Consider the following 12,680-nt stretch of genomic DNA (forward strand, 5'->3'; position numbering starts at 1 on the left):
GCATTAGCTCGGGCGGCCGGTCGGCGTTCAGCCAGAGGCTGACCTTCGGTTCGCGGCGCTGCGCGCCGGGGTGGATCAACCCCGCCTCCGAGTGGTCAGCCCCGGCGCGCAGCGCCGCAAGGCCGACCGGCCGCCGCGCCTAATGGCGCGAAAGCCAAACGGAGCGGATGCGGAGCGCCCGGCGTCTGAGGGGCTAAAACAAAAACCCCATGCTTGCCAAAGCATGCGAAAATCTATAACGCCCCGCGCTTCAATCGCGAGATCACATGCCGACCTGCCCGGCGAACATGGGCTGCCGTGGCTGGTCTTGAACTCGCCCCAATCCCTGCGAAGGGAACGAAAGGAGCCGAAATGCCCAAGCTGAAGACCAAGAGCGGTGTGAAGAAGCGCTTCAAATTCACCGCGACCGGCAAGATCAAGCATGGTGTGGCCGGCAAGCGCCACCGCCTGATCAGCCACAACGGGAAATATATTCGCCAGAACCGTGGCACCAGCGTGCTGTCCGAAGCCGATACGGCTCGGGTGGTCGCTTGGGCCCCCTATGGCCTGAAGTAAGGAGCGCATCAGCTATGGCACGTGTGAAGAGGGGCGTTACCGCCCGTGCGCGTCACAAGCGCGTTCTTGAACAGGCGAAGGGCTATTATGGCCGCCGCAAGAACACCATCCGCATTGCGCGTCAGGCCGTCGAAAAGGCCGGCCAATACGCCTATCGCGACCGCAAGGTTAAGAAGCGGAGCTTCCGCGCCCTGTGGATTCAACGCATCAACGCCGCCACCCGCGAACAGGGTGTGACCTATTCGGCGTTCATGCACGCGCTGTCGAATTCCGGCCTTCAGCTTGATCGCAAGGTGCTTGCCGATCTCGCCATGAACGAGCCCGCGGCGTTCAAGGCCGTGTTTGATCAGGTGATGGCGGGCGCCACGGCCTGATCTCGCGACCTTTGCGAGTATCGCATTGAAGGGGCGCGGGAAGGCTTTGGCCTTCCCGCGCCCCTTTTGTTTGGGCCCTTTTGTTTTCCTGCGCGGGCGGCTAACCCGCCCGCCGACTTCCAAGAATATAGGAACAACCGTTGAGCACCGACGCGCTGCAGAGCGAACTTCTCGCCCGGATCTACGCTGCCGACACGCTGGACGCGCTGGAAGCCGTGCGCCTGGCCGCGCTGGGCAAGGCGGGGCAGATCACCCAGCTGATGAAAAGCCTTGGCGGATTGCAGCCGGAGGAGCGACTGGCGGTTGCGCCCGCCTATCAGGCGCTGCGCGAAACGGTTTCGGCTGCGCTGGAGGCGCGAAAGGCCGATCTGGGCAGGGCGGCGCTGACGGCGCGGCTGGAGGCCGAGCGGATCGACATGTCGTTGCCGCCCGCGCCGCCTCTGGCGGGCAGCGTGCATCCGATTTCGCAGGTGATGGACGAGCTTTCGGAGATTTTCGCGGACCTTGGCTTCGCGGTGGCCGAAGGGCCGGAGATCGAGAGCGACTGGCACAATTTCACCGCGCTGAACATTCCGCCCGAGCATCCGGCGCGGGCGATGCACGATACCTTCTATGCGACGCCCGCCGAGGGTGGTGAGAGGATGGTGCTGCGCACCCACACCTCCCCGGTGCAGATCCGCACGATGATGGCTGAAAAGCCGCCCATTCGCATCATCGCGCCGGGGCGTGTCTATCGGTCTGATTCGGATGCCACCCACACGCCGATGTTCCATCAGGTGGAGGGGCTGGTGATCGACCGGGGCATTCACCTTGGCCATCTGAAATGGACGCTGGAGACCTTCGTGAAGGCCTTCTTCGAAGTGGATGATGTGACGCTCAGGCTCCGGCCCAGTTACTTCCCCTTCACCGAGCCGGGTGTTGAGGTGGACGTGGGTTGTTCGTGGGAGAATGGCACGCTGAAGATCGGCGGCACGTCTTCGTGGATGGAAATTCTCGGGGCCGGGATGGTGCATCGCCGTGTGCTGGAAAATTGCGGGCTGGACCCGGCCGAATGGCAGGGTTTCGCCTTTGGCTGCGGCATCGATCGCCTCGCCATGCTGAAATATGGGATGACGGATTTGCGCGCCTTTTTCGATGCGGATTTGCGCTGGCTGAAGCATTTCGGCTTTGCCTCTCTGGACGTGCCGACCCTGTCTGCGGGAGTGGGCGCATGAAGTTCCCGTTGAGCTGGCTGAAGCGCTATCTGGAAACGAGCGCGACCGCCGATGAACTGGCGGTGGCGATGACGCGGGTGGGGCTGGAGGTGGAAGATGTTTCCAACCCGGCCGACGCGCTGAAGCCGTTCGTAATCGCGAAGGTGCTGACGGCCGAACGGCATCCGCAGGCGGACAAGTTGCAAGTGTTGAGTGTGGACACCGGCACGGGCGCGGGCCTTCAGGTGGTGTGCGGTGCGCCCAATGCGCGGGCCGGGCTGCTGGGGGTGTTCGGGCCTCCCGGCGCACATGTGCCGGGGCTGGACGTGGTGCTGAAGGTGGCGGCCATTCGTGGCGTCGAATCCAACGGCATGATGTGTTCCACTCGCGAGCTGCTGCTGGGCGAGGACCATGACGGCATCATCGAGCTGCCTGCGGATGCGCCGGTGGGCACCTCTTATGCGCAATGGGCCGGGTTGGACGATCCCGTGTTCGATGTGGCGATCACGCCGAACCGGCAGGATTGCATGGGGGTGTATGGCATCGCCCGCGATCTGGCGGCTGCCGGGCTGGGGGCGTTGAAGCCGTTGACCGCGCCTGACCTCGCCGAGAGCGGGCCGGTGGCGGTGGCGGTGCGCACCGACGATCCCGAGGGCTGCCCGGCCTTTTATGCGCGATCCGTGTCCCGCGTGGTGAACGGCCCTTCGCCCGCATGGTTGCAGGATCTGCTGACCAAGGCGGGGCTGCGGCCGATTTCGGCGCTGGTGGATGTGACCAATTATTTCACCATCGGCCATGGACGGCCGCTGCATGTCTATGATGTGGCGAAGCTGCAAGGCGGGCTGGTGGCGCGGCGGGCGCGGGACGGCGAGGAATTGTTGGCGCTGAACGGCAAAAGCTATGCGCTGACCGGAGATATGACGGTGATCGCCGATGATGCTCATGTGCATGACATTGGCGGCATCATGGGCGGGATGGAGTCGGGCGTGTCCGAGGGCACGACGGACGTGCTGATCGAGGCGGCCTATTTCGATCCGGCGCGGATCGGCCATACCGGCCGGGCGCTGGGGCTGACGTCTGACGCACGGGCGCGGTTCGAGCGCGGGGTGGACCCGGCGTTCGTGGAACCGGGCCTTGATCTGGCAGCTGCGATGGTGCTGGCGCTGTGTGGGGGGACGGTTTCCGAAATCGCGCGCGCCGGGGACGCGCCGGTCGTGGCCAAAACGGTGCGCTTCGATCCGGCGCTGACGCAGGCGCTGGGCGGGCTGGATGTGGCGGCTGACGAGCAGAAGGCGATTCTGGAACGGCTGGGCTTTGGTGTGTCCGGCGATGCGCCGTGGGATGTGGCGGTGCCCAGCTGGCGGCGCGATGTGGATGGCGCGGCCGATCTGGTGGAAGAAGTCGTGCGGTTGCACGGGCTGGACAAGGTGCAGTCCGTGGCGCTGCCGCGCGCGGAAGGCGTAGCCACCCCCACCGCGACGCCGGGGCAGAAGTTGGAGCGGCGGCTGAAACGGCTGATGGCCGGGCGCGGGCTGGACGAGGCGATCACGTGGAGCTTCATCGCCGAGGCCGAGGCTGCGAAATTCGGCGGCTTCCACTGGCGGCTGGACAATCCGCTGTCGGCCGAACTCGCGGTGATGCGGGCTTCCTTGTTGCCGGGGCTGGTGGCGGCTGCCGAGCGCAACATGGCGCGCGGGGCCGATGGTGTGCGCTTCTTCCAATATGGCCGCCGTTATCTGAGCGACGGCGAGAAGCCGACGCTGGCGCTGCTGCTGGCGGGCGAGGCGGTGCCGCGCGGCTGGCAGACGGGCAAGGCGCGCGCCTTCGATGCGTTCGACGTGAAGGCTGAAGTGCTGGCGGTGTTGGCAGCGGCCGGTGCGCCGGTGGAGCGGTTGCAGACGGTGCAGCCCGCCAGCGCGCATTATCACCCCGGCCGCTCTGCGAAGCTGGTGCTGGGCAAGGCCGTGCTGGCCGAGTTCGGCGAACTGCACCCGCATGTGCTGGGCGATCTGCCCGGTGCGGCTGCAGCCGAAGTCTATCTGGATGCCGTGCCGGAGCGGCGGGCGAAGCGGGCGCGGCCTGCCTTCAGCCCGCCGGCGCTTCAGCCGGTGACGCGGGACTTCGCCTTCCTGTTGCCAGAAACGGCGCAGGCCGATGCGCTGCTGCGCGCGGTGAAGGGGGCGGATAAGGCGCTGATCGTGGACGCGCGGTTGTTCGATCGGTTCGCGGGGGCGGGCGTGCCGGACGGGCAGGTGAGCCTTGCGGTGACGGTGACGTTGCAGCCGGTGGAAAAGACGCTGACGGATGCGGAGATTGAGGGGGTTGGCAAGGCTGTTGTGGCTGCTGCTGCGAAGGTTGGGGGGGTGTTGCGGAGTTAGCCGCAGCCGGCTGGGCCGGCCGGCGGCTCAGCCGCCGAGTCCGGCTGTGGGATGAAGAAAAGGAAAAAAGAGCCGGGCAGAGCCGGGCCGTCGGACACGTAAAAAAGGGGCGGGGGAGAGACCCCGCCCCTTTTTCGTGCCGGCCGGGCGCTTCGGCGAGTCTGCAGGCCTTCGCCGGATTGCCTTGCAATCCGGCTCCAGGCTGCAGCCGCCTATCGCGCCTGTTGCATCTGTTCTTGGCTCACCGGCACAATCCGGATTTCAACCCGGCGGTTCTGCGCCCGGCCTTCCGGGGTGTCGTTCGAAGCCACCGGCTGGGTGAAGCCGAAGCCGCGCGGCTGCATGCGGGCGCGGGAAACGCCGAAGCTTTCGAGGCTGCCGACCACTGCTTCGGCCCGTTGTTCCGAAAGCCGCTGGTTGGCCGCCGCCGAGCCGACGTTATCGGTATGGCCGAACACGCCGATCACGGTGGACGGGTAGGCGTTCAGCACCTTCGCCACTTCCTGCAGCTGGCCGCGCATTTCCGGGCGGACGACATAGGAGTTGAAATCGAAGGTGATGGTATCCGGGAACACCAGCTTGATCTCGTCGCCCTCGCGTTCCACCTGAATTTCGGTGCCCGCCGTTGCCTGCCGCAGTTCGCGTTCCTGCTTGTCCATATAGGAACCGACGCCGCCGCCCGCGATGGAGCCGACGCCCGCGCCGATCAGCGCGCCGGTGTTGCCGCCGATCAGCCCGCCCAGCAGCGCCCCGCCGAGGCCGCCGACGAGCGCGCCCTTGCCGCCCCGGTTCAGCGTCTGCTGCCCGGTGACCGGATCCGTGGAACATCCCGAGACCAGAAGCAGCGCGGCCATCGCCCCGCCGATCATCAGTTGCGACTTCTGCCTGCGCGCCGAAATGGCCATATGCCGTCCTCCTGTGGTCTGTGTTCTGTTGCCGGTTCAGGTCGTCCGCCTGCGAAAGCAGCCGCCGCCTTGACCGTGGCTGAACCTGAATAGACCGGCAAAGTTCCGCTGACTATCCAGAAGTGAACAGTCGGCTACGGCGGCAACTTCTGCGCATGGTTGAGAAAATCCGCGCATGCTTGAGAAAATCGGCCGCAGGCGGCATAACGGCGGCAATCATGGACTTTCCCTGGACCGATGTCGCGATCATCCTTGCGCTGATCGCCCTGAATGGCTTCTTTGCCGGTGCTGAACTGGCAATCGTCTCCGCCCGCAAGCCCCGCCTCGCCGTGATGGAGCGCGCGAATGTGCGCGGTGCTGCCACGGCGCTGAAATTGCAGGAAAATCCTGGCCGATTCCTGTCCGCCGTGCAGATCGGCATCACGCTGGTGGGCGTGGCCAACGGGGCCTATTCCGGGGCGAGCCTTGCCGGGCCTGCGGCCGCATGGCTGGAATCGCTGGGGGTTCCGCCGCGCTTTTCCGACAATGCCGGGTTCGCGCTGGTGATCGTTGTCGTCACCTATCTCTCGCTCATCGTGGGGGAACTGGTGCCCAAGCAGCTGGCGCTGCGCGCGCCGGAGCGCTTCGCGGCGATGGTGGCCCCGATCATGACGATGATGACGCGGCTGACCAGCCCGTTCGTGACTCTGCTGGACGCCTCCACCGGCCTGATCTTCCGGCTTCTGCGCATCGACCGCGAGGGCGACAATGGCGTGACAGAGGAAGAGCTGCGCCATGTGGTGCAGGAAGCCGAGGTGGCGGGCGTGATCGAAGGCAAGGAACGCGAGCTGATTTCCGGTATCATGCGCCTTGCCGACCGCCCCGTGCGCGGTGTGATGACGCCTCGCCCGGAAGTTGACTGGCTGGATTTGAACGCGCCCGAAGCCGATGTGCGCGCGCGGCTGATCGCCACCCCGCACAGCCGGGTTCTGGTGGGCGACGGCTCCATCGACCGCATCGTCGGCGTGGTGCAGGCGCGTGACGCGCTGGCCGCCCTGCTGGACGGCAAGCCGCTGGGGCTGGCGGGCCTTGTGCGCAAGGCCCCGGTGGTGCCCGATGTCGCCGAAGCGACCGCCGCGCTGGCGGCGTTGCGTGACGCCGACGTGCCCATGGCCGTGGTGATCGACGAATATGGCCATTTCGAAGGGGTGGTGACGCCCGCCGATTTGCTGGCGGCCATTGCGGGCGAATTCCGATCCGACATGGACGACGAAACCGACCCGGCGCTGGTGCAGCGCGAGGACGGCAGCTGGCTGGTCTCGGGTAGCCTCGCCGCCGACGAACTGGCCGAGCGGCTGGACTTCCGGCTGGAGGAGGAACGCGATTACCAGACCGTCGCCGGGCTGGTGCTGGCGGAAATGCGCCACATCCCGACAACCGGCGAAGCGGTGGAAAGCCATGGCTGGCGCTTTGAAGTCGTCGACATGGACGGGCGGAAGATCGACAAGCTGTTCGTATCCCGCGTGAGTGCACATTAAAGCCGGACGGTAGGAGAGGTTGCGATGAAGGGACTTGTCTGGGGGCTGTTCGGGGTTCTCGCCGCGTTGTGGACGCTGTTCGCATGGTTGCTGCACGCGCTGGCCGGGGCAGGCGGCGCCGTGGTGACGAACGTGACCCGCTGGCTGCAGATCGACCTTGCCACCACCCAGTGGCTGGCCGACGGCATGGCACTGGCCGGCGGCATGGCGCAGGTGCTGGTGATCATCGTCTGGCTGATGGGCATGGGCCTGATCCTGATGTTCGCCTGGATGGGCAGCCAGGCCGTGAACAACGCCCGCGTGCTGGGCGAGGAACTGCAACGCGACCCCGCCGTGCGCGGCGGCGGCGAGGTGCTGGACGGCGAAGTGATCGAGGAACGGGTGCAGCCGGTGCGGGGGTTGGAGCGGTAGGGTTGGGCTGGCGGGCGGTTTGCCTCCGGCGGCCGGGCTCTGCCCGGACCCGGCAGGGAAATGATTTCCCTGCACCCTCAATATTTGCGTTGCGCTGAAATTCCAGCGTCGTGGACATGATCAGCTTCAATTGCCTGCGGCGCTACGCGGCTCTCTCTCCCCGTTGGGGAGAGAGGTGGAGAGAGGGGCGCAACGTTGGGCCTGACCCACCAACCTCCCCGCCCCCTCCCAGCCGCTCAGGCTGAGCTTGTCGAAGCCCCATAGAGCATGCCCGCCACCGGCTCGGTCATTGTGCTGTTACGTTAGGGGCTTCGACAAGCTCAGCCTGAGCGGAAGAGGGGCGGCCAAGCGACGTCGGTTTGCACAGGATATAATCGCCAAAGAAAAGCGGGGCCCCGGATCAAGTCCGGGGCGACGAGTGGAGAGGTGGGTGGGATACTGCCCAAAGCGCCGCAGGCACTAAACTCCAACCTCGCGCCAAGCCGATAGCCCCCACCCCAACCCCTCCCCTAAAGGAGGAGGGGCTAAGGAAAACTAAGGGGGTGCAGGGGAATCATTCCCCTGCCGGGGGAGTTTGAGGGGGCAGAGCCTCCTCAACTCTGACCTCTGAGCAGAGAAGCCGCTCCGGCTTTCGCTGGCGCGCGCGTCAGCCCTTCGCGCCCGCCTTCTGCGCCTGTTCCCATGCCAGTTTGGCCAGCGGCTCCACCGTGGCGGACATCGCCTTGGCGTGGGCGCTGGCGGCGGTTCCGCGCACCACGCGGCCGCGGATGCCGTGGACGATCGCGGCGAGGCGGAACATGTTGTAGGCGACGTAGAAGTCCATGTTGGCGTTGACCATCGCCACGTCATGCCCGGTACGGCGGCAGTACATCTCCACATACTCCTGTTCGGTGGGGATGTTCATCTCGGCGAGGTTCACGTCTGTCAGGCCGACGGTGCCGGTGGGGGGCATGCGGTACATCATCAGATGGTAGGAAAAGTCCGCTAGCGGGTGGCCGAGCGTGCTGAGTTCCCAATCGAGCACGGCGAGCACTTTCGGCTCCGTCGGGTGGAAGATCATATTGTCGCAGCGGTAATCGCCATGGACGATGGCCACTTCATCCCCGGGGGGGATGTTGGCGGGGAGCCATTCGACGAGCTTGTCCATTTCCGGCACCCGGCCTGCGGCTTCGTCATCCAGATATTGCTGTGACCAGCGGCCGATCTGGCGGGCGAAATAATTGCCGGGTTTGCCGAAATCGCCGAGGCCCGCGGCGACCGGATCGATCGTGTGCAGATGGGCGATGGTTTCGTTCATCGCTTCGAAATAGCGGCGGCGGTCTGCGGTGGGGACGTCGGGGAAGGTGCCGTCCCAGATGACGCGGCCTTCCACGCAATCCATCACATAGAACCATGTGCCGATCACCGATTCGTCGGTGCACAGGCCGAAGGTTTCGGCGACGGGGAAGCCCTGTGCGAACAGGGCGGTGATCACCTTATATTCGCGATCCACCGCATGGGCGGATTTCAGCAGGGTGCCGGGCGGCTTGCGGCGCAGCACATAGGCACGTTTGGGGGTGATCAGCTTGTAGGTGGGGTTGGACTGGCCGCCCTTGAACTGGCGGACTTCCAGCGGCCCGGCGTAATCGCGCACATTGGCCTGCATCCAAGCGTCGAGCGCGGCTTCATCGAAGCGATGGGCCTCGCGCACCTCTGCGGTGCCCGAAAATTGTTCCTGCCGGCTGGCCATCCTGTGATCCTTCCTTGTGGCGGCTGATAGGGACGTCAGCCGTCTGCCCGTTCGCGGGCGATTTCGCGCCAGCCGATATCGCGGCGGAAGAAGCCATCGGCAAAGCTGATCTTTTCGACGGCAGCGTAAGCCGTGGCGACGGCCTGTGCGACGGTAGGGCCGCTGGCGGTGACGCCCAGCACCCGGCCGCCGCTGCTGATCAACTGGCCTTGGGCATCCAGCGCGGTGCCGGCGTGCAGCACGCGCGCGCCTGTGGCTTCGGCGGCTTCGAGGTTGCCGATAGGGCCGCCCTTGGCCGGAGTGCCGGGATAGCCTTTGGCGGCCACCACGATCACGGCGGCGGCGGCGGGCTTCCAGCGGGCGGTGTGCCCTGCGAGTTCGCCGTTGGCGGCGGCCAGCAGCAGGTCCGCGAGGTCGCTGTCCAGCAGCGCCATCAGCACCTGGCATTCGGGATCGCCGAAGCGGACATTATATTCGATGAGGCTGGGGCCGCTGTCCGTGAGCATCAGCCCGGCGAACAGCACGCCGGTGAAGGGGGTGCCGCGCGCAGCCATGGTGGCGAGCGTCGGCTCGATGATCTCGGCCATGGTGCGGGCCTGAAGCTCGGCTGTGAAGACACGCGCCGGGGCATAGGCCCCCATGCCGCCGGTGTTGGGGCCGGTGTCTCCGTCACCCACGCGCTTGTGATCCTGTGCGGCGAGCAGGGGCAGGGCGGTTGTGCCATCGGCGAGGACGAAGAAGCTGACTTCTTCGCCGACGAGGCATTGTTCGATCACCACTTCCGCACCGGGTGAAACAAAGAGATCGCGCAGCGCGGATTCGGCTTCGGCGTGGGTGGCGGCGACGGTGACGCCCTTGCCGGCCGCCAGCCCATCGGCCTTCACCACCACGGGCAGCGGGTGTGCGGCGGCATAGGCCAGCGCCGGTTCCAGCGCGTCGAAGCGGCGATAGCGGGCGGTGGGAATCTGCGCGTCGTCACACAATTGCTTGGTGAAGGCCTTGGAGGCTTCGAGGCGGGCGGCATCTGCACTGGGGCCGAACACCGGGATCTGCGCGGCGCGCAGGGCATCCGCCACGCCAGCGGCCAGTGGTGCCTCCGGGCCGATCACGACGAGGCCGATCCGTTCAGCCCGTGCAAAGGCGGTGACGGCGGCGGGATCGAGGATGTCCAGCGCCGGGAGAGGGGTGGCGACGCCTGCCATGCCGGGGTTGCCGGGGGCCACGAACAGGCGGGCGCAGAGCGGCGAGGCGGCGAGCTTCAGGGCGAGGGCATGTTCGCGGCCGCCGCTGCCGAGGAGAAGGATGGGGAAGGCTGTTGAGATGGACATGGCGGGCGGCTTAGGCGTTGCAGGCGCGCGATGGAAGCGGCGCGTTCAATCGGCGGCGATGCGCAGTTCGCTGATGCGGCACACGTCCACGCCCATGCGGATCAGCGGCTCGCCGCTGGCGAACTGGAAGCGCATGTCGAACAGGCAGGCGGATGAGCCGTCATCGAAATTGACCATGGCCGACTGGCCCGGCGCGATGGCGGCCTTGCCGAGCCAATCGTGGCGGCCGAAATAGCGCGCCCCCTTGCGGGTGGCCTTGATGCGCCAGATCGGGCGATCGGTTTCATTGATGACGGAGACGGCGCGGTTGCGGCCATCGTTGCTGGCGCCGGGGCCGCCTTGGGATGCGGGGATGACCTCTGCCGTGGCGGCGCGGTTGCGGCCACCCGGCATCAGGGCGAGCGCCGCGCCCGCCAGCGCGAGAAGGGTCGCCACGATCAGGCTTGTGGTGACGGTGCTGCGCGACATGCTTCGGGTTTCCGGCCCCTGTAAGTTCAGGCCATGGCCTAGCAAAACGCGCGGCGGGTTTGAAGTGGCGCGCTTGCGGGTTTATGTCGGGCCGCATGGCATCGGCAGCCCCAAACATTCCCGAATTCTCCGTGTCTGAACTGGCGCACAGCGTGCGGCGCACGCTGGAGGACCGGTTCGGGCTGGTGCGCGTGCGCGGCGAACTTTCGGGCTTCAAGGTCTATGGATCGGGCCATGCCTATTTCGACCTGAAAGATGCCGACGCCGTGCTGGCGGGGGTGATGTGGAAGGGCAATTATCAGCGGCTGGGCTTTCGCGGGGAAGACGGGCTGGAGGTGATCGCGACGGGGAAATTGTCCACCTATGGCAAATCCTCGCGCTATCAGCTGATCGTCGAGCGGATGGAGGTGGCGGGCGTCGGCGCGCTGCTGAAGCAGATCGAGGAGCGGCGGCGGCGGCTGGAGGCCGAGGGGCTGTTCGATCGCGCCGCCAAGCCGCCACGGCCGTTCCTGCCCGCGCATATCGGCGTGGTGACGTCTCCGCAGGGGGCGGTGATCCGGGATATATTGCATCGCCTGCATGACCGCTTCCCGCGCCGGGTGACTTTGTGGCCGGTGCCGGTGCAGGGCGATGGCGCGGCGGCGCGGATCGCGGCGGCGATCCGGGGGTTCAACGCCATGCCGCAGGGGCAGCGGCCGGATCTGCTGATCGTGGCGCGCGGGGGTGGCTCCATCGAGGATCTGATGGCCTTCAACGAGGAGGCGGTGGTGCGGGCGGCGGCGGCCAGCGCGATTCCGCTGATTTCGGCGGTGGGCCATGAAACGGACACCACGCTGATCGATTACGCCTCTGCGTTGCGCGCGCCGACGCCGACGGCGGCAGCGGAACTGGCGGTGCCGGTGCGGGCGGATTTGCTCGAGACGCTGGCCGATCTGGGGCTAAGGGCGCAGCGGGCGGAGCGGCGGGCGCGGCTGTTGCGGGCCGAGCGGCTGGGCGCGCTGGCGGCGCGGCTGCCGCGCCCGGCGGCGATCGCCGGGATGGCGCGGCAGCGGCTGGATGACGCAGGCGAGCGGTTGCCGCGCGCGTTGAAGGGGCGGGTGCGGTTGCTGCGCACGCGATTCGAAGCGGTGGGCGGGCGGCTTTCCGTGCGGCTACTAACACAGGAGGCCGCGCGCGAGCGGGCGCGGCTGGAGTCGCCCCGGGTGACGCCGAACCCGGCGCTGCTGAGGGCACGGCTGGCGGCGGCGCGGGCGGCGCTGGCCTCTGGTTTCCGGCTGGCGGAGAGCCTGTCTCCACAGGCGGTGCTGGCGCGGGGCTTTACGATGGTGCGGTTGCCGGATGGCTCGCTGGCGCGCAATGCTGCGGTTGCGGCGGGCGCGGCCGAGCTTCGTATCCTGTTTGCAGACGGAGATGTGGCCGCGCGTCCACTGTCTGGCCCGGACGCAGGGCCGGCGGTGAAACCGAGGCCTGCCACCCCGCGAGCATCCGGTGGGACGCCCGGCGACTCTCAGGGTGATCTGTTTTGAATTCCGAATTCTGAAGGATGACGCACATGTTGAACTTCTCTGCCGGACGGCCCGCGAAAATTCGTTATCTTTCAGGGAGTTTCAAGATCATCTCTGACGGAGACCATGTGCTGTGCGCGGTTTCCGGGCAGAAGATCCCGCTGTCTCAACTGCGCTATTGGAGCCATGTTCTGCAGGAGGCCTATGCCTCTGCCGAGCTGGCGGCGGTGCGCTATGCCGAAGCGCGGGAAAAGGGGCTGATCTGAGCGATAGGCCCTGTGTAGGCGGGGATTCGCCGCCGCATTTCGCCACTGTGG

At 66.8% G+C, this 12,680-nt stretch carries 12 protein-coding genes; 8 read left to right on the forward strand and 4 right to left on the reverse strand.

The features are described from left to right. Window positions 1-351 precede the first annotated feature (351 nt). The 4 genes from rpmI to pheT all read left to right on the forward strand — a co-directional run bounded on the left by rpmI (window position 352) and on the right by pheT (window position 4,500). Window positions 352-555 (forward strand): 50S ribosomal protein L35, encoded by a 204-nt coding sequence (rpmI, locus tag FJQ54_RS16555; protein ID WP_140929513.1) that lies wholly within the window; start codon window positions 352-354, stop codon window positions 553-555. 14 nt (window positions 556-569) lie between these two features. Beyond that, a complete protein-coding gene (gene rplT / locus FJQ54_RS16560) occupies window positions 570-929 on the forward strand; it encodes a 50S ribosomal protein L20 (protein ID WP_140929514.1) in 360 nt (119 codons plus the stop codon). Between the two features lie 140 nt (window positions 930-1,069). Next, window positions 1,070-2,143: a phenylalanine--tRNA ligase subunit alpha gene (pheS, locus tag FJQ54_RS16565; RefSeq protein ID WP_140929515.1), complete on the forward strand. Its 1,074-nt coding sequence runs from the start codon at window positions 1,070-1,072 to the stop codon at window positions 2,141-2,143. Continuing rightward, on the forward strand, window positions 2,140-4,500 hold the full coding sequence (gene pheT, locus FJQ54_RS16570) for a phenylalanine--tRNA ligase subunit beta (protein ID WP_140929516.1): 2,361 nt from the start codon (window positions 2,140-2,142) through the stop codon (window positions 4,498-4,500). The genes pheS and pheT overlap by 4 nt, the downstream gene beginning before the upstream one ends. 212 nt (window positions 4,501-4,712) lie before the next feature. On the opposite strand, the gene FJQ54_RS16575 is transcribed toward pheT, so the two are convergent. Continuing rightward, window positions 4,713-5,405 carry an OmpA family protein gene (locus tag FJQ54_RS16575; protein ID WP_235890509.1) on the reverse strand — a complete coding sequence of 231 codons (693 nt, stop codon included), beginning with the start codon at window positions 5,403-5,405 and terminating at the stop codon, window positions 4,713-4,715. 218 nt (window positions 5,406-5,623) lie between these two features. On the opposite strand from FJQ54_RS16575, the gene FJQ54_RS16580 reads away from it, so the two are divergent. Both FJQ54_RS16580 and FJQ54_RS16585 read left to right on the forward strand, forming a co-directional pair. After that, complete coding sequence (locus FJQ54_RS16580; protein WP_140929517.1) at window positions 5,624-6,922, forward strand: hemolysin family protein; 1,299 nt, start codon at window positions 5,624-5,626, stop codon at window positions 6,920-6,922. Window positions 6,923-6,946: 24 nt separating this feature from the next. Further along, window positions 6,947-7,333 (forward strand): hypothetical protein, encoded by a 387-nt coding sequence (locus tag FJQ54_RS16585; RefSeq protein ID WP_140929518.1) that lies wholly within the window; start codon window positions 6,947-6,949, stop codon window positions 7,331-7,333. Window positions 7,334-7,979: 646 nt separating this feature from the next. On the opposite strand, the gene FJQ54_RS16590 is transcribed toward FJQ54_RS16585, so the two are convergent. From FJQ54_RS16590 to FJQ54_RS16600, 3 genes are read right to left on the reverse strand one after another with little or no spacing between them, the layout of a single operon-like run. Beyond that, window positions 7,980-9,062: a phosphotransferase family protein gene (locus FJQ54_RS16590; RefSeq protein ID WP_140929519.1), complete on the reverse strand. Its 1,083-nt coding sequence runs from the start codon at window positions 9,060-9,062 to the stop codon at window positions 7,980-7,982. A gap of 35 nt (window positions 9,063-9,097) precedes the next feature. Further along, complete coding sequence (gene purD, locus FJQ54_RS16595; RefSeq protein WP_140929520.1) at window positions 9,098-10,390, reverse strand: phosphoribosylamine--glycine ligase; 1,293 nt, start codon at window positions 10,388-10,390, stop codon at window positions 9,098-9,100. Between the two features lie 45 nt (window positions 10,391-10,435). Next, window positions 10,436-10,858 (reverse strand): hypothetical protein, encoded by a 423-nt coding sequence (locus FJQ54_RS16600; protein WP_140929521.1) that lies wholly within the window; start codon window positions 10,856-10,858, stop codon window positions 10,436-10,438. Window positions 10,859-10,953: 95 nt separating this feature from the next. Here FJQ54_RS16600 and xseA point away from each other — a divergent pair, with 95 nt between their 5' ends. Together xseA and FJQ54_RS16610 are read left to right on the forward strand one after the other, a co-directional pair. Continuing rightward, window positions 10,954-12,384, forward strand: a complete 1,431-nt coding sequence (gene xseA / locus FJQ54_RS16605; RefSeq protein ID WP_140929522.1) for an exodeoxyribonuclease VII large subunit — start codon at window positions 10,954-10,956, stop codon at window positions 12,382-12,384. 26 nt (window positions 12,385-12,410) lie between these two features. Then, window positions 12,411-12,629, forward strand: a complete 219-nt coding sequence (locus FJQ54_RS16610; protein ID WP_140929523.1) for a DUF2093 domain-containing protein — start codon at window positions 12,411-12,413, stop codon at window positions 12,627-12,629. Window positions 12,630-12,680 lie beyond the last annotated feature (51 nt).

This window comes from Sandaracinobacter neustonicus, assembly GCF_006385875.1.
Classification (GTDB): Bacteria; Pseudomonadota; Alphaproteobacteria; order Sphingomonadales; family Sphingomonadaceae; genus Sandaracinobacteroides; species Sandaracinobacteroides neustonicus.

What these genes read in the sequence shown, in the direction of transcription:
- rpmI (WP_140929513.1), top strand. Translation starts at nt 352, where the DNA reads ATGCCCAAGCTGAAGACCAAGAGCGGTGTGAAGAAGCGCTTCAAATTC.
- rplT (WP_140929514.1), top strand. Translation starts at nt 570, where the DNA reads ATGGCACGTGTGAAGAGGGGCGTTACCGCCCGTGCGCGTCACAAGCGC.
- pheT (WP_140929516.1), top strand. Translation starts at nt 2,140, where the DNA reads ATGAAGTTCCCGTTGAGCTGGCTGAAGCGCTATCTGGAAACGAGCGCG.
- FJQ54_RS16575 (WP_235890509.1), bottom strand. Translation starts at nt 5,405, where the DNA reads ATGGCCATTTCGGCGCGCAGGCAGAAGTCGCAACTGATGATCGGCGGG.
- FJQ54_RS16580 (WP_140929517.1), top strand. Translation starts at nt 5,624, where the DNA reads ATGGACTTTCCCTGGACCGATGTCGCGATCATCCTTGCGCTGATCGCC.
- FJQ54_RS16585 (WP_140929518.1), top strand. Translation starts at nt 6,947, where the DNA reads ATGAAGGGACTTGTCTGGGGGCTGTTCGGGGTTCTCGCCGCGTTGTGG.
- FJQ54_RS16590 (WP_140929519.1), bottom strand. Translation starts at nt 9,062, where the DNA reads ATGGCCAGCCGGCAGGAACAATTTTCGGGCACCGCAGAGGTGCGCGAG.
- purD (WP_140929520.1), bottom strand. Translation starts at nt 10,390, where the DNA reads ATGTCCATCTCAACAGCCTTCCCCATCCTTCTCCTCGGCAGCGGCGGC.
- FJQ54_RS16600 (WP_140929521.1), bottom strand. Translation starts at nt 10,858, where the DNA reads ATGTCGCGCAGCACCGTCACCACAAGCCTGATCGTGGCGACCCTTCTC.
- xseA (WP_140929522.1), top strand. Translation starts at nt 10,954, where the DNA reads ATGGCATCGGCAGCCCCAAACATTCCCGAATTCTCCGTGTCTGAACTG.
- FJQ54_RS16610 (WP_140929523.1), top strand. Translation starts at nt 12,411, where the DNA reads ATGTTGAACTTCTCTGCCGGACGGCCCGCGAAAATTCGTTATCTTTCA.